We start from the raw sequence: 19,525 nt of genomic DNA on the forward strand, positions 1-19,525 counted from the left end.
CGAAAACTCGGTCGCTCAGAAGGTCCGGCTCAGGGGTGGGACAGCTGCCCCGCGCCGCCGCCCTGCCGACGTATCCGCGCCTGCGCCCGCGCGGTGACCCGCGCGTGCCGACGGGCCTTGCGCCGCTCGCGCCGCAGGGCACGCGCCGTGCTGCTCGGGGCCGACACGACGCCGTGGCGCTGGTTCCACACCTGGCGGGTCACCCAGACGTCCAGGGCGGCCCAGGTGGCCACCACGGTGCTCGCCACACTGCTGAGCACCATCGGGAACGCCAGCCAGGATCCGGCCATGGTGCACAGGAAGGCCACCATCGCCTGAAGCAGGGTCACCGCGATGATGAGCACCGCCCGCACCGCGGAGGTCCGCACCGGATCCGGCAGCCGACGCCTGCGAGCGGGTTCCTCGACCCACAATGGCCGGTACGGCTCCTCCCGGGCCGCGGCACGCCTTCTCGGCACGTCCGGCTCCGCCGGTATGCCGAGAACCCGCGGTTCGGGGCGCCGCGGCGCCGCCGGACTCGCTGTCTCCACGCCGATTCCCGGCGCCTCCTGTCGTTCCGCCGTGCCCATCACGTGTCACTCCCCACCGCCGGCAGTTCCCTTGACCCGGTGTGCGTCAACCGGGCTTCAAGGTGGCTGCCCGGCTTGCGCTGCTTTACGCCGCCCAGTTGCAGATGCGGCTCCTGTGGCCGAATCCACCGCCATTTCCCGAAGAGAAGGACGAACAAGACTCCTTCAAGATTCCCCCGCCACGTCAAAGAAACGAAAAAATCCAGCCAACCACCTGCCCTGGCCGATCGGTTCCGGTCCGACACGACTCGCCTGGTCGCAGGAGGCAAACTCCCGTAATGGGGGGACAACTCCCGATGTCTCGATGTCGGAGCAGAAGTTCGGGTGCCGGACGCAACTTCGAGTTACGCGTGCGTCGGTAGTAGGCTCGCGCCGTTTGTTGACGTACATGTGTACCCCCGGCCGGCGGGGGTCGAGCTGGGGGAGGCCATGCGCTTTCGCGGGAAGTCCATCCGCCGGAAGATCGTGGCGCTGCTTCTCGTGCCGCTGGTGTCCCTGATCGCGGTGTGGGGCTTCGTCACAGTGCTGACGGGACGTGAAGTCGCCCAGCTCTTCCAGGTGTCCACCGTCACGGAGAAGATCGGTTATCCCGCCGAGGACACCGTGCGCGTGCTCCAGCAGGAACGCCGCCAGACGCTCGTCTACCTGGCCGACCCGCGCGCGTCGGACGCCCTGTCCGCGCTGCGCAGCACAAGGACCGCCTCCGACGAGGCCATCGCCAAGTTCCGCCGCAACGCGCGCGATCCCGATGTCCGCGACGGTATGGACCAGGACGACGACGAGCGCCTCACCGCCGTCCTGGACGCGTTCGACGGCATCGACTCGCTGCGCCGCGGTGTCGAGGACGGCACCGTCTCCCGGCTCCAGGCCCTCGACCAGTACAACCGCCTTGTCGACCCCGCCCACGCCCTCCTCGCCACCCTCGACGGCATCGACAACGTGGAACTGGACAAGCAGGCACGGGCGTTGGTCAACGTCACCCGGGCCCGCGAACTGCTCTCCCGCGAGGACGCCCTTCTCGGTTCCGCCCTCGTGGTGGGCAAGCTCACCCGCGACGAGATCCGTGACGTCTCCGACCTCGTCGCCCAGCGGAACCTGATGTACGAGATCAGCCTGGGAGTGCTGCCGGCCTCGGAGCGCGACCGCTACGAGGATTTCTGGAAGAACGCCGCCACCGCTCCGCTGCGCTCCGCCGAGCAGTCCGTCGCCAGGGCGGAGCCCGGCACGGCCCGCAGTGTGAGCGCCAAGAGCTGGGACGCCGCCGCGGGCACCGCGCTCGACGAACTCGCCAAGCTCGACGACCAGGCGGGCGACCGCCTCCAGGACCGCGTCCGGCCGGACGCGATGGGCGTCATCATCAAGGCGGCCGCTGTCGGCGTCCTCGGTCTGATCGCCCTGCTCTTCTCGCTCGTCCTCTCCGTGCGCGTCGGCCGCGGCCTCATCCGCGACCTGAGGCAACTGCGTCTGGAAGCCCATGAGGCCTCCGGCGTACGGCTGCCCAGCGTGATGCGCCGCCTCTCCGTGGGCGAACAGGTCGACATCGAGACCGAGGTCCCGCGCCTGGAGTACGACAAGAACGAGATGGGTGAGGTCGGCCAGGCCCTCAACACCCTCCAGCGCGCCGCCGTCGAAGCCGCCGTGAAACAGGCCGAGTTGCGCGCCGGTGTCTCCGAGGTCTTCGTCAACCTCGCCCGTCGCAGTCAGGTCCTGCTGCACAAGCAGCTCACCCTGCTCGACACCATGGAGCGCCGCACCGAGGACACCGACGAGCTCGCCGACCTGTTCCGCCTCGACCACCTGACGACCCGTATGCGCCGGCACGCCGAGGGCCTGGTGATCCTCTCCGGCGCGGCCCCCTCCCGGCAGTGGCGCAAACCCGTCCAGCTCATGGACGTCGTCCGCGCCGCCGTCGCCGAGGTCGAGGACTACGAGCGCATCGAGGTCCGCAGGCTGCCCCGGGTCGCCGTGACCGGCCCGGCCGTCGCGGACCTCACGCACCTCGTGGCCGAACTCCTGGAGAACGCCACGGTGTTCTCCCCGCCGCACACCGCCGTCCAGGTCCTGGGCGAGCGCGTCGCCAACGGCTTCACCCTGGAGATCCACGACCGGGGACTCGGCATGGCCGCCGACGCGTTGCTGGACGCCAACCTCCGGCTCGCCGAGACCCCGGAGTTCGAGCTGTCCGACACCGACCGGCTGGGGCTCTTCGTGGTCAGCCGACTCGCCCAGCGGCAGAACGTCAGGGTCTCGCTGCAGCCCTCGCCGTACGGCGGCACGACCGCGGTCGTCTTCATCCCCGAAGCGCTGCTGACGGACGACGTCCCCGACACCAACGGCATCGGCTTCCGCCTCGACCGCCCCCGGCCGCCGAAGGAGGCCGAACTGGAGCAGTCGCGGCGCGTCGCGCTCACCCGGGGACCGGCCCAGCTGCCGGGCATGCCGCCCGCGATCCTGGACGGCCCGGTCGAACTGGAGGCGCCCGTCGACCTGGACACCCTGAGCGATCTCCCGGGCGTGCTCGAATCCGAGGACAGCGAGCGCGGCGGACTGTTCCGACCGCGCCGCTCCCTGGCCCAGGTCGACGACGAAGTCCCTGGAACCGACGGGGTGGACATCGGCGACGACGGCCCGGACGCCCCGGTGTCCCTGTCCCGCCGCCGTACCCCCAAGCTGGTCAGCTCCCACGGACGCCCGGTCACCGACGAGCGGACGGGACGCGAGGAGACGGCCCGGCCACCGGTGACCGGTCCGGGCGCGTCCCGGGCGCAGGCCACCCCCTCGGTGCCGGGACCCGCACACTCCGAACCCCCGACCCTGCCCAGCCGCCGCCGTGCCGCGGCCCTGCGGCGCAGCACCGGCGTGGCCGACCGCCTCGACGAGCTGACGCAGACACCGACCTCCTCGGCATTCCCGGGCCGTGAACCCGGCGAGGCCCCCGGCGCCCCCGCCCTGCCACGGCGCACCCGGCGTGCCGAGATCGCGTCGAGCGGCCCGGTCGCGGACGACCCGGCCACCGGTGCCACCAGCGGGCCGCGCTCGGACACGTCCGCTCTCGGCGCCGTAGGTCCGGCCGTGGACGCCCTCGGGAGCAACGACGTGACCGACTCCGCCCCGGGCGGCGCCGTACGGCCCGGCTGGGGCGAGTCCGCCCGCGGTGCCTCCGGTGCGTCCGGCTCGGGCAGGCCGCCCCTCGGCGCCGCCCGCGAGCCCGCCGAGGCGGGCACCGGCAGCGCTCCGCTGCCCCGCCGCGTACGACAGGCCAACCTGGCCCCACAGCTCAAGCAGGCCCCCGAGCGGCGCCCCCAGAACAAGGCGGAGCCCGCCGAGCGGGACGCCGACGAGGTACGCAGCCGCATGGCCTCGCTCCAGCGCGGCTGGCAGCGCGGCCGTGAGGAGAACGCCGAGGGCGACGACACGTCCGGCGGCACAGCACCACAACGAACGACTAAGGGGGACGGTCGATGACCGCACCGAAGGCGACCGACAAGTCCGGCGAGCTCAACTGGCTCCTCGACGACCTGGTGGATCGCGTCGCGAGCATCCGCAAGGCCCTCGTGCTCTCCAGCGACGGCCTCCCGACCGGCGTGTCCAGGGACCTGACCCGCGAGGACAGCGAGCACCTCGCCGCCGTGGCGTCCGGGTTCCACAGCCTGGCCAAGGGCGTGGGCCGGCACTTCGAGGCGGGCAATGTCCGGCAGACGGTCGTGGAACTGGACGACGCCTTCCTGTTCGTAACGGCCGCGGGCGACGGCAGTTGCCTCGCCGTCCTCTCGGACGCCGACTCGGACGTGGGTCTCGTCGCGTACGAGATGACGCTCCTGGTCAAGCGGGTCGGTGTGCATCTCGGTGCCGCTCCACGCACCGATCTGCCTCAGGGCGGGTAGTGAGATGGCATGAGCACAGACGGTCAGGGAAGAAGCCACTGGTTCGACGACGAGGCCGGACCGGTGGTCCGTCCGTACGCCATGACGCGTGGCCGCACCACAAGTGCTGGTCAGCACCGTCTCGACCTGATCGCGGTCGTCGTGGCCGAAGCCCACGCGGACGACCCCGAAGGGGACCACTCGCTGTCCCCCGAGCACGTGGACATCGTCGACCTGTGCCGCGACACCCCGCAGTCGGTCGCCGAGCTGTCCTCCGAACTCGACCTGCCCATCGGGGTCGTACGGGTCCTCATAGGCGACCTCGTCGCCTCGGAGTGGGTCCATGTGAACCGGCCGGTGCCGCCCGCCGAGCTTCCGGACGAGAGCATCCTGCGCGACGTGATCGACGGACTCCGGGCCCTGTGACCGGCCGCCCCGACCACCCGGGCCCCTCCGTGAGCGTAGCGCGGCGCTCACGGGTGGCGTCCGGGCGTGGCGAACGCCGGAACGCGCCTGCCGATATGATCTGACCGATCGTCGACGACCCTCCGCGGAGGTGGACGTGACGACACGCTGGCACACCTGGGTAACCCGTGGACGCCGTCGCCACTGACGTCGTCCTGGAAAGCAAAGGCCATGGTCCGCCGTCGACCCGACCCCCAGCAAGCAGGAGAAGAGACCAATGATCTTCGGGCGTTCTGAGCGCGGCAAGCCGCCGGTCGAGCCCGTCACGCTCAAGATCCTGGTGGCCGGCGGCTTCGGCGTGGGCAAGACCACGTTCGTGGGCGCGGTCAGCGAGATCAGGCCGCTGCGCACCGAGGAACTGCTCACCGAGGCAGGACGCCCGATCGACGACACGAGCGGTGTCGAGGGCAAGCGGACCACCACCGTCGCCATGGACTTCGGGCGCATCACCCTGCGCGAGGACCTGGTGCTGTACCTGTTCGGCACACCCGGGCAGGAACGGTTCTGGTTCATGTGGGACGAACTGTCCGAGGGCGCGCTGGGAGCCGTCGTGCTCGCCGACACGCGCCGCCTGGAGGACTGCTTCGCCGCCGTCGACTACTTCGAGCGGCGTTCCATACCGTTCCTCGTCGGCGTCAACTGCTTCGAGGGCGCCGTCCGTTATCCCGAGGAGGACGTACGGCAGGCCCTCGACCTCGACGAGGACGTACCGATCGTGCTGTGCGACGCCCGGGACAAGCAGTCGGTCAAGAACGTCCTCGTAGGCGTCGTCCAGCACGCGATGGCGTACTCGGCGCGCCACCGTCAGACCGTCACCACCTGAGGCGGGGGAGCGGCGGGGAGCGGCCCCTACCCCCGCCGACAGGGGTACGGGCCGCGGCTCGACGGCACCACGCGCGCGTGCCTAGTTCTCGCCGTCCTCCTCCCAGCCGAAGCTCTTCTCCACGGCCTTGTGCCAGTTGTGGTACTCGCGGTCCCGCACGGACGCCTCCATGTTCGGCGTCCACTCGACGTCCTTCTGCCAGTGGGACTTCAGCTCGTCCAGGTCGTTCCACACGCCCGTGGCGAGCCCGGCCGCGTACGCGGCGCCGAGACACGTGGTCTCGGACACCTTCGGCCGGACCACCGGCACGTCGAGCACGTCCGCCTGGTGCTGCATGAGCAGGTTGTTCTTGGTCATGCCGCCGTCCACCTTCAGGGTGGTGATCTGCACCCCGGAGTCCTGGTACATGGCGTCCACGACCTCGCGCGTCTGCCAGCTCGTCGCCTCCAGTACGGCCCGCGCGAGGTGCGCCTTGGTGACGTATCGCGTCAGGCCCGTGACGACCCCGCGCGCGTCCGAACGCCAATAGGGCGCGAACAGGCCCGAGAAGGCGGGCACGATGTACGCACCGCCGTTGTCCTCGACACTGGCCGCGAGAGGTTCGATCTCGTCGGCGGTACGAATGATGCCGAGCTGGTCGCGGAACCACTGGACCAGGGCGCCCGTGATGGCGATGGACCCCTCCAGGCAGTAGACCGGTGCCTCACCGCCGATCTTGTAGCCCATCGTCGTCAACAGCCCGTTCTTCGACGGCACCGGCCGGTTACCGGTGTTGAGCAGCAGGAAGGACCCTGTGCCGTACGTGTTCTTCGCCGTGCCCACGTCGTAGCAGGCCTGCCCGAACACCGCGGCCTGCTGGTCGCCCAGCGCCGACGCCACGGGCACGCCCGCGAGTTGGCCGACCGCGGTGCCGTAGACCTCGGCGGACGACCTGATCTCGGGCAGGACGGCGTCGGGCACGTTCATCGCGGACAGGATGGACTGGTCCCACTGGAGCGTCTCCAGATTCATCAGCATGGTCCGTCCGGCGTTGGTCACGTCAGTGACGTGCCGACCGCCGTCCGTGCCGCCGGTGAGGTTCCAGATCAGCCAGGAGTCGATGGTGCCGAAGGCGATCTCGCCGTTCTCGGCACGCGCGCGCAGCCCCGGCACGTTGTCGAGCAGCCAGGCCGCCTTCGGCCCCGAGAAGTAGGTGGCCAGCGGCAGCCCGGTCTGCTCGCGGAAACGGTCCTGGCCGTCCGAGCCGCCGAGCTGGTGGGTCAGGGCCGCGGTGCGGGTGTCCTGCCACACGATCGCGTTGTGCACGGGCTTGCCCGTGGCGCGGTCCCACAGGACGGTCGTCTCACGCTGGTTGGTGATGCCCAGCGCGCTGAGCTGGTCGGCGCGCAGCCCGGCCTTGGCGATCGCCCCGGCGACCACGGCCTGCACCTTGGACCAGATCTCGGTGGCGTCGTGCTCCACCCAGCCGGGCTTGGGGAAGATCTGGCGGTGCTCGCGCTGGTCGACGGCCACGATCGCGCCGTCCTGGTTGAAGATGATGCAACGGCTCGAGGTGGTGCCCTGGTCGATAGCGGCGACGAACTTGTCCGTCATGACGTCCCCTTCGTCGATTCCTGCCCAAGCTGCGTTTCACAAGGGCTGCGTTCCACAAGGCGTGTTCAGAAGGCTGCGTTGAAGATCACCCCGGACAGCGCCCCGCCGATCAGCGGTCCCACCACCGGGATCCACGCGTAACCCCAGTCCGACGTGCCCTTGTTGGGGATCGGCAGCAGGGTGTGGACGATGCGCGGGCCCAGGTCACGGGCCGGGTTGATGGCGTACCCGGTGGGCCCGCCGAGCGACAGACCGATGCCGACCACCAGGAAGGCGACGACGAGGACCGCGGTACCGGACTCGCCGAGGCCCTTGGTGAGGCCGAAGGCGAGGATCGGCAGGACCAGGCCGACGGTCGCGATGATCTCGGTGACCAGGTTCGCCACGGGATTGCGGATCGCGGGACTGGTGGAGAAGATCCCGAGCGTGGGCTGGGCGAGCTCCTCCTCGGCGTTGGCCCGGAACTGCGCGTAGTAGACCAGCCAGCACAGGACCGCCCCGAGCATGGCACCGACCATCTGCCCGGCGATGTAGACGGGAACCTGGTCCCAGTCCCCGGTGTCGACGGCGATCCCGAGGGTCACGGCGGGGTTGAGATGCCCGCCGGACAGCGGGGCGGCGGTGTACGCCCCGGCGAGCACGCCGAAGCCCCAGCCGAACGCGATGACGACCCAGCCGGCGTCCTTCGCCTTGGAGTGGTTGAGTACGACGGCGGCGACCACGCCGGCGCCGAAGAGGATCAGAATCGCCGTACCGATGACCTCACCGAGGAATACGTCTCCGTTGCTCATGGCGGCTCCTAGGCCCTGCGTGCGGGTGCGGTTCCCTTGGCGAACTGCCGAGGGCAGGAGGATCCCGCGCCCCGCCCGGCGTCCGCGACGAGCGTGCCGTCGCAGCCGAATCGCCCGTGGGGGTATGGGCCTTGGCTCGTGGGGGCCCGCGCGGCGTGGTGCCTGGAACGCCGAGAATGTACGGCGATGTCGACCGACACGGGAAGTGTTCACCGGGCCCCGAGGGGCGTCAAGGTCGCCGACGACAACGGTTGGCACGGCCTGCGGAACCGCCTCGGGCAACGGGGCGCAGGCCCGACCGAGCCTGGTGCGAGCCGGAGGGCGCTGTGCGGGATACGCCTTCGGTCCCTTCCTGTGCTCTGCCACCGCTCTGCCTCGATCAACGGGCGCAGGCCCGGCCGAGCTTTGAGGGAGCCGGACGGCGCTTTGCGGATGCGCCTTCGGCCCCTTCCTAGGCTCTGCCGCCGCGTACCCCGTCGAAGCCGCCTGTGTCCGGTACTCCGCCGCCCGTGGCCCAGGGTGCGTCCGGCACGGAGGTGGTCGGCGGAAGCCAGTTCCTCCGGTCCGGTCAGCCTCGGGAAGCCGTCCCGCCAAGGTGCCCCCACGCGCGCGGTGCCGAACGCGGCGGACCGGCCCGCCCGCCCCACCGCGCGGATGACCTCGTCGCCCGCCGCGAACCCTGCCCCATCGCTGACCTGCCGGCATCAGAACCAGGGAAACCGCGTCAGCGGGTCGAGCCCGGCTCCCCGTCACCGCACGGCGATCACCGCCGAGCCGTGCCCGAACAGCCCCTGGTTCGTGGTGATCCCCACGCGCGCGTGCTCGACCTGCCGGTCACCCGCGTCGCCCCGTAGCTGCCAGGTGAGTTCGCACACCTGGGCGATCGCCTGGGCCGGCACCGCCTCGCCGAAGGAGGCGAGCCCACCGCTCATGTTGACGGGTATGCGCCCGCCCGGCGCTGTCGCCCCCTCGCGCAGGAGCTTCGCGCCCTCGCCCTCCCCGCACAGCCCGAGATCCTCGTACCACTGCAACTCCAGAGCGGTGGAAAGGTCGTAGACCTCGGCGAGAGAGAGATCCTCCGGCCCGACACCCGCCTCCTCGTAGGCCGCGCGCGCGATCGACGCACGGAACGTCTCGGCGGCGGGCTCGACCGCGGCGGCGGAGTCCGTCGCGATGTCCGGCAGATCCAGCACCGTGTTCGGATACGTCGGCGTCACCGTCGACACCGCTCTGATCCGCACGGGCTCGGCAACGCCCCTGCGACGCGCGAACTCCATGCTGGAGAGCACCAGCGCCGCCCCGCCGTCCGAGGTGGCGCAGATGTCGAGCAGCCGCAACGGATCAGCCACCACGGCGGAGGCCGCGACCTCTTCCGCACTGACCCGCTTCCGGTACCGCGCGTACGGATTCAGCGCGCCCAGTGCCGAGTTCTTCACCTTGACCTGCGCGAAGTCCTCGACCGTGTCCCCATGCACGGCCATGCGCCGGCGCGCGTACAGCCCGAAGTAGGTCGGGTTGGTCGCGCCGAGAACCCGGAACCGCAGCCAGTCCGGATCGTCGGGCCGGTCACCGCCCGCGGGCCGGAAGAACCCCTTGGGAGCGGCATCGGCCCCCACCACGAGCACCACGTCGGCCAGCCCCGCCAGGATCTGCGCCCGCGCGGCCGCCACGGCCTGCGCCCCGGACGCACACGCCGCGTACACGCTGGCAACACGAGCCCCCTGCCAGCCCAGCGCCTTGGCGAAGGTCGCCCCCGCCACATGGCCCGGATAGCCGCCCCGCACGGTGTCCGCGCCGACGATCGATCCGATGTCCCGCCACTCCAGGCCGGCGTCGGCCAGCGCCGCGCGCGCAGCCGCCACGCCGTACTCGACGAAACTTCGCCCCCACTTGCCCCACGGGTGCATCCCCGCGCCGAGCACCGCCACCTCGCCCGTCATGCCCTCGCCCCCGTCGGCCGCCACTGCCACGTCGTCCAGACCGTCTCCCCGTCCTCATGGAGCACACCGGGGACGACCTCCACCTCCGCGCCCACGGTCAGATCGGCGACCGTGACCCCGGGAACCGCCTGCCCCAGCACCACGATCCGCTCGGCGGCCAGCTCCACAGCGATCAACGTGTACGGCACCCACGGAAGTTCCGGATCGGTCACGTACGGTGACGGCGGCCGGTACCGGCCGTCCGTGTACGACCAGACGCGACCGCGCCGCGAAAGGGGAATCTCCGCCAGATCGCCACCGGAGCATCCGGGGTTGCGGCACCAGCCGTCCTCGCGCGGGAAGAAGACCGAGGCGCAGGCGGAGCAGCGGGTACCGACGAGCGTGAAGTCGTCTCCGTCACCGGCGAACCACCCGGCGACCACAGGTGTACGTGTACGCGGCAAAGCCCCTCCCGAGGGCAGGATCTGACGGAACGTCAGGAGTGTCGCACGGGCGGCCGCAAACAGGCAGAGGGCCCGACGAACCGGAGAACCTGATGATCGGATACAGTCCGCGGCGTGTCCGAAACTCAGCACTCCACCCCCAACTCCGCAGCCGGCTCCCACTGTTCGAGCTGCGGAGCGCCCTACGGAGAGGGTGTCGCGGGCTGGCCCCGCACCTGTCCCGTCTGCAACACCGTCGCGTACCGCAACCCCCTGCCGGTCGCCGTCGCACTCCAGCCCGTCTACGACACCCAGGGAACCGCCCTGGTCGTCATCACCCGAACCATCGCTCCCGCGCGCGGAGGCATCGCGCTGCCCGGCGGGTACATCGACCACCGCGAGGACTGGCGGCACGCCCTGGTCCGCGAACTCAAGGAAGAGACCGGCATCGACGCGGCCACCCGCGACGTACGGCTCGTCGACGCGCTGAGTTCGTCCGACGGCCACCTGCTGCTGTTCGGGGCGTTGCCGGAACGTCCCGCCGACGGTCTCCCGCAGTCCGCCGCCACCGACGAGACGGAGGGCTGGCATCTCCTGCGCCGGCCCGAGGAGCTCGCCTTCCCACTGCACACGCTGGCCGTACGGGCCTGGTTCGAGGGCCGCTACCTCTGAATCTCAGCGCGCTCCCAGCCCGCGCAGCCGCACCGGGTGGGACGGCTCGCCCAAGCCGTCCTCGCCCTCCCGCTGAACGACCACCTTCCGGCCCTCCCAGCGGGCGACGTAACGTTCGATCTCCGGCTCGGCCCACCCGTCGCCCGCATCCTCGACCACCAGCCCACCCCCGCTCCGCCCCCGGGCGGGTGCCCACACCTCCAGTTCGATTCCGCCGTCCTCCGCCCGCACCGGAATGACGGCACCCGCGCGCGCGAGCACCGGGATCCGCGACAGCGGAGCGTCGACAAGGACCTGCCCCGGCCCCTCGTAGACCTGCTCCGTGGTCGTGTCGTACCAGCGCCCCCGCGGCAGCTGCACCGCGCGCCGGTCGCTGCCCGGATCGAGCACCGGTGCCACCAGCAGGCAGTCACCGAGCAGGAAGGCGTCCTCGCAGTCCCGCAGGGCACGGTCCTCGGGCGCGGACCACCACAAGGGCCGTACATAAGGCGCGCCGGTACGCCGGGCCAGCTGTGCGAGCGTCATGAAGTACGGCAGCAGCCGCCGGCGTTCCACGAGCGCCACTCGTGCGTGCTCCAGCACCTCGGCTCCGAACTCCCACGGCTCCCTGCGCCCCGCACGCAGACTCGCGTGGGTACGGAACAGCGGCAGATAGGCGCCGAGCTGGAACCAGCGCAGATACAGCTCGGGCGACGGGTGCCCGTCGTAACCGCCCACGTCTGGCCCCGAGTACGGCACCCCGCACAGCCCCAGCCCCATCACGAGCGACAGCGAGGCCCGCAGACCCGGCCAGCCGGTGGCCACGTCACCGGACCAGGTGCCGCCGTATCGCTGTATGCCGGCCCATCCCGAGCGCGAGAACAGGAAAGGCCGCTCGTCCGGCACGAGTTCGCGCAGACCCTCGTACCCCGCCTGGGCCATGCACAGCGCGTAGAGGTTGTGCGCCTCCCGGTGGTCACCGCCGCGGCCCTCCAGGGCGTGCCCGGCCGACCGCGGCAGGGTGGACTCCCCGAACGCGGTGAAGGACGTGGGCTCGTTCATGTCGTGCCAGAAGCCCGTGAACCCCGCTGTGAGCCTCTCCTGGTAGAGGCGACCCCACCAGGCACGCACGCGTGCGTGCGTGAAGTCCGGATAGACCACCCCACCGGGCCGCCCGACCCCCTCCACGAGCCGCCCCGACGCGTCCCGCACGAAGACGTCCTCGGCCGTACCGCTGTCATGGACGGCGTTGCCCGGCGCGGCCTTGATCGCCGCGTTGACGATCGACACGAGCCGGATCCCGTCCCGCCGCAGTTCGTCGGCCAGTTGGGGCAGCTTGGGGAAGCGCTCCTGGTCGACCGTGAACACCTGATGCTCCTCGTAGTGGTCGATGTCCAGGTGCACGGCGTCCAGCGGCAGCCCGCGCTCCTGGTACCCGGCGACGATCCGCCGCACCTCCTGCTCACTGCCGAAGCCCCAGCGGGCGTGCTGATGGCCGAGCGCCCAGGACGGCGGCAGCGCGGGCGCCCCGGTCAGCGAGGCCCAGGCGAGCAGCACGCGCGCGGGAGTGCCCACCACCACCCAGCAGCGCAGTGGACCGCCGGCCATCCGCAGCTCGGACACCCCCACCCGGTCGTGCCCGGAACCGGCGCCCTCCTCACCCTCCCGCAAGGTCACGGTGCCGTCCCACGAGTTGTCGTGGAACACGAGATGGGTGGCGGCGTCGGCCACCACCAGCTGCACCGGCATCGTGACGTACAGCGGATCGTCCGCCCGCCCGAACGGCCGCCCGGGGTCGGTGTTCCACAGCCGATACGTCCCGTCCCGCAGCCGAGGCCCCGAGGCCCGTCCACCCAGCCCGAAGAACCGGGCGTCGGCGGCCACCTCCGACCGTTGCACCCAGCGCGCCCCGCCCCCGCCCACCGGCTCCCACCAGCGGGGCGGCAGATCCCGGCGCAGCGTCACCCCGCCGGGCGTGAGCACCTCGACGGCCCCGTGCCGCGACACCACGACCGTCGCGCGCTCGGCCACGACCCGCCAGCCGCCGTCCTTGTCAGGTTCCAGAACCGCCCGGGGATCCGGCTCCGGACAGCGGCCCGCCAGCGCGTACGACGGCTCGGGCTCGGCGCCGTCCCACCCCCAGAAGACCGCCCCGTTCACCGCGACGACGATCCGCAGCTCGGAGCGGCTGAACCGGACGACACCCCCGCCCGGGCCCGGCTCCGCGTCCTGCACCGGCCCCGGCACCCGCGCCCGCTCGGCCCTCCGCACCGGCAGCCCGACGGCGTCGGTGCGCCTCCTGCGCCACGCGGCACGCACGGTACGCAACCCCTGGGGCGCCCCCACCGAAACGACCGCCTTCATCGAACGCACCAGGTCACGACCGTTCATGCTGCTCACCCTGCCACTCACTGCCCCACCCGCGTGTGCCGTTCAGCTGCCGTTCACCCATGCCGGGGCCACATCTTCACGACACGGACTATGTGGGCCGCACCCTGGCGTAGAAGTTGATCACATGGCATCGTCCCTGTCAGCCGCGTCACGCGCACACCCCTGGCCCGTGCGCGGGAGACGCACACGACGCGCACAGTCCGGGAGCCCCCATGTCGACCGTGAATCCCCAGCCGCTCTGGCAGCCAGACCCGCAGCGCATCGCCCGGTCCCAGGTCACCAGGTTCCAGGCATGGGCGGCCGAGCATCACGGCGCCCCGGCCGACGGAGGCTACGAAGTCCTCCACCGCTGGTCCGTGGACGAGCTGGAGCCGTTCTGGGAAGCCGTCACCCAATGGTTCGACGTACGGTTCTCGACGCCCTACGCGCGCGTGCTCGGCGACCGCTCCATGCCCGGCGCCGAATGGTTCCCCGGCGCCACCCTCAACTACGCCGAACACGCCCTGCGCGCGGCCGAGACCCGCGCGGACGAACCCGCCCTCCTGTCCGTCGACGAGACCCATGAGCCGACCCCGGTGACCTGGTCCGAGTTGCGCCGCCAGGTGGGCTCCCTGGCCGCCGAGCTGCGCGCCCTCGGCGTCCGGCCCGGCGACCGCGTGAGCGGCTATCTCCCGAACATCCCGCAGGCCGTCGTCGCCCTCCTCGCCACGGCCGCCGTGGGCGCCGTCTGGACCTCCTGCGCCCCCGACTTCGGCGCCCGCAGCGTCCTGGACCGCTTCGAGCAGGTCGAACCGGTCGTCCTGTTCACCGTCGACGGCTACCGCTACGGCGGCAAGGAGCACGACCGCCGCGAGACGGTCACCGAACTCCGCCGCGAACTGCCCTCCCTGCGCGCCGTCGTCCACATCCCCCTCCTCGGCACCGAGGCTCCCGAGGGCGCCCTGGAGTGGGCTGACCTCACGCGCGCGGACACGGAACCGGTCTTCGAGCAGGTGCCCTTCGCGCACCCCTTGTGGGTGCTCTACTCCTCGGGCACGACGGGCCTGCCCAAGGCGATCGTCCAGTCCCAGGGCGGCATCCTCGTCGAGCACCTCAAGCAGCTCGGCCTGCACTGCGACCTCGGCCCTGGGGACCGTTTCTTCTGGTACACCTCCACCGGCTGGATGATGTGGAACTTCCTCGTCTCCGGCCTCCTCACGGGCACGACCGTCGTCCTGTACGACGGCAGCCCCGGCTATCCCGACACGGGCGCCCAGTGGCGGGTCGCCGAACGCACGGGCGCCACGTTCTACGGCACCTCGGCCGCGTACGTCATGGCCTGCCGCAAGGCCGACGTGCACCCAGGACGTGACTTCGACCTCTCCAAGGTGAAGTGCGTGGCCACCACTGGCTCCCCGCTCCCGCCCGACGGCTTCCGTTGGCTGCACGACGAGGTCCGCGAGGACCTCTGGATCGCCTCCGTCAGCGGCGGCACGGACGTGTGCTCGTGCTTCGCGGGCGCCGTACCGACCCTGCCCGTCCACATCGGCGAGCTCCAGGCGCCGAGCCTGGGCACCGACCTGCAGTCCTGGGACCCGAGCGGCAAGCCCCTCATCGACGAGGTCGGCGAGCTCGTCGTCGCCAACCCCATGCCGTCGATGCCGATCCACTTCTGGAACGACCCCGACGGAAGCCGCTATCACGACAGCTACTTCGACACCTATCCCGGAGTGTGGCGGCACGGCGACTGGATCACCCTCACCTCGCGCGGCTCGGTCGTCATCCACGGCCGCTCCGACTCGACGCTCAACCGCCAGGGCGTACGCATGGGCTCGGCCGACATCTACGAGGCCGTGGAGCGGCTCCCCGAGATCAAGGAATCCCTGGTCATCGGCATCGAGCAGCCCGACGGCGGCTACTGGATGCCGCTGTTCGTGCACCTGGCTCCGGGAGCCGTCCTCGACCAGGCACTCCTGGACCGCATCAAGCGGACCATCCGCGAGAACCTCTCCCCTCGCCACATCCCGGACGAGGTCATCGAGGTCCCCGGCATCCCGCACACACTCACCGGCAAGCGCATCGAGGTCCCCGTCAAGCGCCTCCTCCAGGGCACCTCGCTGGAGAAGGCGGTCAACCCGGGCTCCATCGACAACCTCGACCTGCTCCACTTCTACGAGGACCTGGCCCGCAAACGCGCCTGACGGGGCGGGTCAACCGCCGTAGGCACGTCTCGGAGATTTCTCTGGCCCAGGGCAGCACCAACCTACTCACGGTCACCGCGGCTATCGCCGCCCGACCGGCAAGCTGGGGCCAGCTTCGACACCGTTATCGCTCTGACTTGCGCAATCCGTCACCGAATGGTTCGAGGACGCTTCACTCAACCCCTCATTGTCAGTGCCGCCAGTTACTGTGAGTGAGCAATGATCGACTGCGCACAGGGGGAAATATGGCGCACACCGACCACCAGACGATGCGACGCGTTCTGCGCCGAGAAATCGCCGGCACCATCGGCCTGCTCACCGACGAACACGACTTCCGCGCCATGCGGCGCTACCGCAGCTTCACCTTCGACGACCACGCGACCTACCTTCAGCAGGTCGAAGACCTCCTGAGGACCCGCGCCGCACAGGGCAGCCACACCACCGTGGCCCTCTTCGACCCTCAGGAATACGCCGAGTTCTGCGAGGAGACGGGCCTCAACCCGGACATCCCGTCCAGCCGCACACGCTTCACCGCCGAACTCGCCAACACCGGACCGACGCTCCCGTACGAGGGCCAGCCTCTCACCGACCTCGTACCCGCTCTCGTGGACGAGGCCGTCCGCCAGGCCACCTGGGAGTACGCGACCACCCTCCTCGCCCGTCTCGGCACCTGCGGTTCCTGCGGAGAGGACATCGGCCGCGCGGCCTTCACCCGCGCCTCGGACCTCCTCGTCCGGATCCTCGACACAGCCCGGCCGGGCGAACACCACCTCGTCTGCAGCATCACCGGCACCCCGGAAACCCTCGTCGCCGTCCTCCATTCCGACGAGGACACCGACGGAGCAGTACAACTCGACGAGGCCGAGGCCCTCGAATTCATCACGGTCCTCGCACTCGGCCTCGCCACCCAGTGCCCCGGCGGACTCGTCATGCGTACGAGCGCCCCCGGAACCACCGACCGCATCTACGGCTGGCGCCTGCGCGGCGACGGCCTCGAACCCCTCACCGCCGGAGAGGTCTTCGACGCCTACTGCACCGACATCGAATCCGGCGATCTGATCTCCCCGGAATCGGATGTCGACTACTGCGTGCCTCCCGACCTCGGACCGGAAGGACAGACTCCGCGGCACAGTCACTGAACACAAGGAGGGCGCCCCACCCACAGGTGGAGCGCCCTCCGGAAGCCGTCAGCCGCCGATCCGGTTCCGACTACTCGCCCGACAGCACCGCCTGAGCCGCGGCACGTGCCTCTTCGGCACTGTCGGCGGCCCGCGCGGCGGCGGCGGCACGCTCGCACTGAGCCAGCGTGTACTTGGCCAACGCCGCTCGGACATAAGGAAGAGACGCCGCACCCATGGAAAGCGATGTGACACCAAGACCGGTCAGCACACAGGCGAGCAGCGGGTCGGACGCGGCCTCACCACAGACGCCACAGCTTTTGCCCTCGGCCTTCGCCGCCTCGGCGGACAGCGCGACCAGGTCGAGCAGCGCGGGCTGCCACGGATCCTGCAGCCGGGACACCGCACCCACCTGACGGTCGGCGGCGAAGGTGTACTGCGCGAGGTCGTTGGTCCCCAGCGACAGGAACTCGACCTCCTGCAGAATCGACCGCGCCCGCAGCGCGGCCGAGGGAATCTCGACCATCGCGCCGAACTTGGCCCGCAACCCGGCCGCACGGCACGCGTCGGCGAACGCCTTGGCGTCGGCACGGTCCGCCACCATCGGGGCCATGACCTCGAGATAGACCGGCAGCCCCTCGGCGGCCTTCGCGAGCGCCGTCAACTGGGTGCGCAGCACGTCAGGGTGGTCCAGCAGCGTCCGCAGACCACGCACGCCCAGCGCCGGGTTCGGCTCGTCGGACGGCGTCAGGAAGTCCAGCGGCTTGTCCGCGCCCGCGTCCAGGACACGGACGACCACACGCCCCTCGGGGAATGCCTCGAGGACCTGGCGATACGCCTCGACCTGCTTCTCCTCGGACGGAGCGTTCTTGCTGTCGTCGAGGAAGAGGAACTCGGTACGGAAGAGTCCGACACCCTCGGCCCCCGCCTCGACCGCGGCGGGTACGTCCGCCGGACCGCCCACGTTGGCCAGCAGCGGCACCTTGTGGCCGTCGGCAGTGGCACCCGGACCCGTCGACGCGGCGAGCGCGGCCTTGCGCTCGGCGGCAGCGGCCTCCAGCTCGGCCTTCTTCTCGTCACTCGGGTTCACGAAGATGTCACCGGTGCTGCCGTCGACAGCGATGACCGTGCCCTCGGCCAGCTCACCGGCACCCGGCAGCGCCACGACGGCCGGCACACCGAGCGCCCGCGCCAGAATCGCGCTGTGGCTGGTCGGTCCACCCTCCTCGGTGACGAAACCCAGAACGAGCGTCGGGTCCAGCAGAGCGGTGTCGGCGGGCGCGAGATCACGCGCCACCAGTACATAGGGCTCGTCACTGTCCGGGACACCCGGCATGGGCACCCCGAGCAGACGGGCGACGATACGATTCCGCACGTCGTCGAGGTCCGCGACGCGACCGGCCAGGTACTCACCCGCGCCCGCCAGGAGCTCGCGGTAGGCGGCGAACGCGTCGTACACGGCACGCTCGGCCGTGCTGCCGACGGCGATCCGCCGGTCCACATCGGCCATCAGCTCGGGGTCCTGGGCCATCATGGCCTGCGCTTCGAGCACGGCCTGGGCTTCGCCCCCCGCCAGATTGCCGCGCGCCATCAGGTCGGCCGCCACAGCCTCCACAGCCTTGCGCGCACGCCCCTGTGCGCGCTCCGCGTCCTCCGCCGGAATCTGCTTGGCAGGCGGCTCAAGCACCGCCGTCCCCATGTGCCGAACCTCGCCGATCGCCACACCGTGGCTCACGCCGACGCCTCGCAGCGTTGTCTCCATTTCACCCGTCTCCGGTAGTGCGGCAGGTCCCGCCGCCGCGGTGGTTGTCTTCCCTGCTTGCCGCGTAGGACGGCTCTGACGTCACTTCCAGACGAAGAGACTGTCGCCGGCCTTCACATCGCCGTTGTCACGGAGTTCGGAGAGGGCCTCGGCCGTGGCCTCCAGCGCCACAACCGGGCAGACCGCGGACTTGCCGGCGGCCTCGACGGCAGCCGGGTTCCAGCGCACGATCGCCTGACCGCGCACGACGGTGTCGCCCTTGTTCACCAGCAGCTCGAAACCCTCTCCGTTGAGCTGCACGGTGTCGATGCCGAGGTGGACGAGCACGCCGTGTCCCTGCTCGTCCACGACGACGAACGCGTGCGGGTGGAGCGAGACGATCACACCGTCGACGGGCGCGACGGCCTCGGACGGTTCGCGCACGGGATCGATCGCTGTACCCGGGCCGACCATGGCCCCGGAGAAGACCGGATCCGGCACGGCGGCCAGTCCGATGGCGCGTCCTACAAGAGGGGACGTCACGGTGGTCATGGGAAGCCTCCCAGGGGTGGAGCTGCGTATATGGGCCGCCACTGCCTGTCTCGGACGACTCTGTCCAGCAGCGTATGTCAGATGAACTGAGCGTTCCGCACGGAAGATACCGGCTAGTGGTCTAGACCACCAGTCCCATCGATTTGCACCGTCTCCGAGGCCCCGTGTACAGTCGTACTCCTGCTTGAGGCTGAGTGGCGCGACCATGCGCCCTCGCCCGGTGGCATCCAACTTGTCAGATCCTAACTTCGGATCATCTTCTGCATGCCTGCAGGAGGGTGGTCAGGGGGCCGGAAAAACACTGATAGAGTTTGGAACAGCGAAGGGAAGCGCCCGGAGGAAAGCCCGAGAGGGTGAGTACAAAGGAAGCGTCCGTTCCTTGAGAACTCAACAGCGTGCCAAAAATCAACGCCAGATATGTTGATA

General features: G+C 70.6%; 15 protein-coding genes. 7 read left to right on the plus strand and 8 right to left on the minus strand.

Features of this window, described 5'->3' with window-relative positions; genetic code table 11:
- Nucleotides 1-29: 29 nt before the first annotated feature.
- Nucleotides 30-569: a hypothetical protein gene (locus ACIRP7_RS43305; protein WP_403671872.1), complete on the minus strand. Its 540-nt coding sequence runs from the start codon at nt 567-569 to the stop codon at nt 30-32.
- A gap of 429 nt (nt 570-998) precedes the next feature.
- On the opposite strand from ACIRP7_RS43305, the gene ACIRP7_RS43310 reads away from it, so the two are divergent.
- The 4 genes from ACIRP7_RS43310 (at nt 999) to ACIRP7_RS43325 (ending at nt 5,720) form a co-directional block, all read left to right on the plus strand.
- The gene (locus ACIRP7_RS43310; protein ID WP_403671831.1) at nt 999-4,034 is read left to right on the plus strand and encodes a nitrate- and nitrite sensing domain-containing protein; all 3,036 of its coding nucleotides are present in this window, start codon (nt 999-1,001) and stop codon (nt 4,032-4,034) included.
- Nucleotides 4,031-4,453, plus strand: a complete 423-nt coding sequence (locus ACIRP7_RS43315) for a roadblock/LC7 domain-containing protein (protein ID WP_403671834.1) — start codon at nt 4,031-4,033, stop codon at nt 4,451-4,453. Before ACIRP7_RS43310 ends, ACIRP7_RS43315 begins: the two co-directional genes overlap by 4 nt.
- A gap of 9 nt (nt 4,454-4,462) precedes the next feature.
- Entirely contained in the window at nt 4,463-4,858 is a 396-nt protein-coding gene (locus tag ACIRP7_RS43320) for a DUF742 domain-containing protein (protein ID WP_403671837.1), read from the plus strand.
- 256 nt (nt 4,859-5,114) lie between these two features.
- Complete coding sequence (locus ACIRP7_RS43325) at nt 5,115-5,720, plus strand: GTP-binding protein (RefSeq protein WP_403671840.1); 606 nt, start codon at nt 5,115-5,117, stop codon at nt 5,718-5,720.
- Nucleotides 5,721-5,801: 81 nt separating this feature from the next.
- Here the strand turns inward: ACIRP7_RS43325 and glpK are convergent, their stop codons facing one another.
- The 4 genes from glpK to ACIRP7_RS43345 form a co-directional block, all read right to left on the minus strand.
- Complete coding sequence (gene glpK / locus ACIRP7_RS43330; RefSeq protein WP_403671843.1) at nt 5,802-7,313, minus strand: glycerol kinase GlpK; 1,512 nt, start codon at nt 7,311-7,313, stop codon at nt 5,802-5,804.
- A 65-nt stretch (nt 7,314-7,378) separates the two neighbouring features.
- Nucleotides 7,379-8,104, minus strand: coding sequence for an MIP/aquaporin family protein (locus ACIRP7_RS43335; protein WP_403671846.1), 726 nt, complete (start codon nt 8,102-8,104; stop codon nt 7,379-7,381).
- A gap of 749 nt (nt 8,105-8,853) precedes the next feature.
- Nucleotides 8,854-10,044 (minus strand): lipid-transfer protein, encoded by a 1,191-nt coding sequence (locus tag ACIRP7_RS43340; protein ID WP_403671875.1) that lies wholly within the window; start codon nt 10,042-10,044, stop codon nt 8,854-8,856.
- A complete protein-coding gene (locus ACIRP7_RS43345; protein WP_403671878.1) occupies nt 10,041-10,466 on the minus strand; it encodes a Zn-ribbon domain-containing OB-fold protein in 426 nt (141 codons plus the stop codon). Before ACIRP7_RS43345 ends, ACIRP7_RS43340 begins: the two co-directional genes overlap by 4 nt.
- Before the next feature lie 135 nt (nt 10,467-10,601).
- On the opposite strand from ACIRP7_RS43345, the gene ACIRP7_RS43350 reads away from it, so the two are divergent.
- Entirely contained in the window at nt 10,602-11,138 is a 537-nt protein-coding gene (locus tag ACIRP7_RS43350) for an NUDIX domain-containing protein (RefSeq protein ID WP_403671849.1), read from the plus strand.
- Between the two features lie 3 nt (nt 11,139-11,141).
- Here ACIRP7_RS43350 and ACIRP7_RS43355 read toward each other — a convergent pair whose 3' ends face one another.
- Nucleotides 11,142-13,508 (minus strand): glycoside hydrolase family 31 protein, encoded by a 2,367-nt coding sequence (locus ACIRP7_RS43355; RefSeq protein WP_403671852.1) that lies wholly within the window; start codon nt 13,506-13,508, stop codon nt 11,142-11,144.
- A 212-nt stretch (nt 13,509-13,720) separates the two neighbouring features.
- Here ACIRP7_RS43355 and ACIRP7_RS43360 point away from each other — a divergent pair, with 212 nt between their 5' ends.
- A complete protein-coding gene (locus tag ACIRP7_RS43360; RefSeq protein WP_403671859.1) occupies nt 13,721-15,688 on the plus strand; it encodes an acetoacetate--CoA ligase in 1,968 nt (655 codons plus the stop codon).
- 245 nt (nt 15,689-15,933) lie between these two features.
- The gene (locus ACIRP7_RS43365) at nt 15,934-16,827 is read left to right on the plus strand and encodes a hypothetical protein (protein ID WP_403671862.1); all 894 of its coding nucleotides are present in this window, start codon (nt 15,934-15,936) and stop codon (nt 16,825-16,827) included.
- Between the two features lie 70 nt (nt 16,828-16,897).
- On the opposite strand, the gene ptsP is transcribed toward ACIRP7_RS43365, so the two are convergent.
- Nucleotides 16,898-18,568, minus strand: coding sequence for a phosphoenolpyruvate--protein phosphotransferase (gene ptsP, locus ACIRP7_RS43370; RefSeq protein WP_352389884.1), 1,671 nt, complete (start codon nt 18,566-18,568; stop codon nt 16,898-16,900).
- Nucleotides 18,569-18,649: 81 nt separating this feature from the next.
- Nucleotides 18,650-19,099 (minus strand): PTS glucose transporter subunit IIA, encoded by a 450-nt coding sequence (locus ACIRP7_RS43375; RefSeq protein ID WP_403671866.1) that lies wholly within the window; start codon nt 19,097-19,099, stop codon nt 18,650-18,652.
- Between the last annotated feature and the right edge of the window lie 426 nt (nt 19,100-19,525).

Origin of the sequence: Streptomyces sp. NPDC102270, assembly GCF_044766405.1 — a bacterium.
GTDB lineage: Bacteria > Actinomycetota > Actinomycetes > Streptomycetales > Streptomycetaceae > Streptomyces.

Coding starts and splice junctions, on each gene's coding strand:
- ACIRP7_RS43320 (WP_403671837.1), top strand. CDS start 4,463: ATGAGCACAGACGGTCAGGGAAGAAGCCACTGGTTCGACGACGAGGCC.
- ACIRP7_RS43365 (WP_403671862.1), top strand. CDS start 15,934: ATGGCGCACACCGACCACCAGACGATGCGACGCGTTCTGCGCCGAGAA.
- ACIRP7_RS43355 (WP_403671852.1), bottom strand. CDS start 13,508: ATGAACGGTCGTGACCTGGTGCGTTCGATGAAGGCGGTCGTTTCGGTG.
- ACIRP7_RS43360 (WP_403671859.1), top strand. CDS start 13,721: ATGTCGACCGTGAATCCCCAGCCGCTCTGGCAGCCAGACCCGCAGCGC.
- ACIRP7_RS43375 (WP_403671866.1), bottom strand. CDS start 19,099: ATGACCACCGTGACGTCCCCTCTTGTAGGACGCGCCATCGGACTGGCC.
- ACIRP7_RS43340 (WP_403671875.1), bottom strand. CDS start 10,044: ATGACGGGCGAGGTGGCGGTGCTCGGCGCGGGGATGCACCCGTGGGGC.
- ACIRP7_RS43310 (WP_403671831.1), top strand. CDS start 999: ATGCGCTTTCGCGGGAAGTCCATCCGCCGGAAGATCGTGGCGCTGCTT.
- ptsP (WP_352389884.1), bottom strand. CDS start 18,568: ATGGAGACAACGCTGCGAGGCGTCGGCGTGAGCCACGGTGTGGCGATC.
- ACIRP7_RS43305 (WP_403671872.1), bottom strand. CDS start 569: ATGGGCACGGCGGAACGACAGGAGGCGCCGGGAATCGGCGTGGAGACA.
- ACIRP7_RS43325 (WP_403671840.1), top strand. CDS start 5,115: ATGATCTTCGGGCGTTCTGAGCGCGGCAAGCCGCCGGTCGAGCCCGTC.
- glpK (WP_403671843.1), bottom strand. CDS start 7,313: ATGACGGACAAGTTCGTCGCCGCTATCGACCAGGGCACCACCTCGAGC.
- ACIRP7_RS43335 (WP_403671846.1), bottom strand. CDS start 8,104: ATGAGCAACGGAGACGTATTCCTCGGTGAGGTCATCGGTACGGCGATT.
- ACIRP7_RS43315 (WP_403671834.1), top strand. CDS start 4,031: ATGACCGCACCGAAGGCGACCGACAAGTCCGGCGAGCTCAACTGGCTC.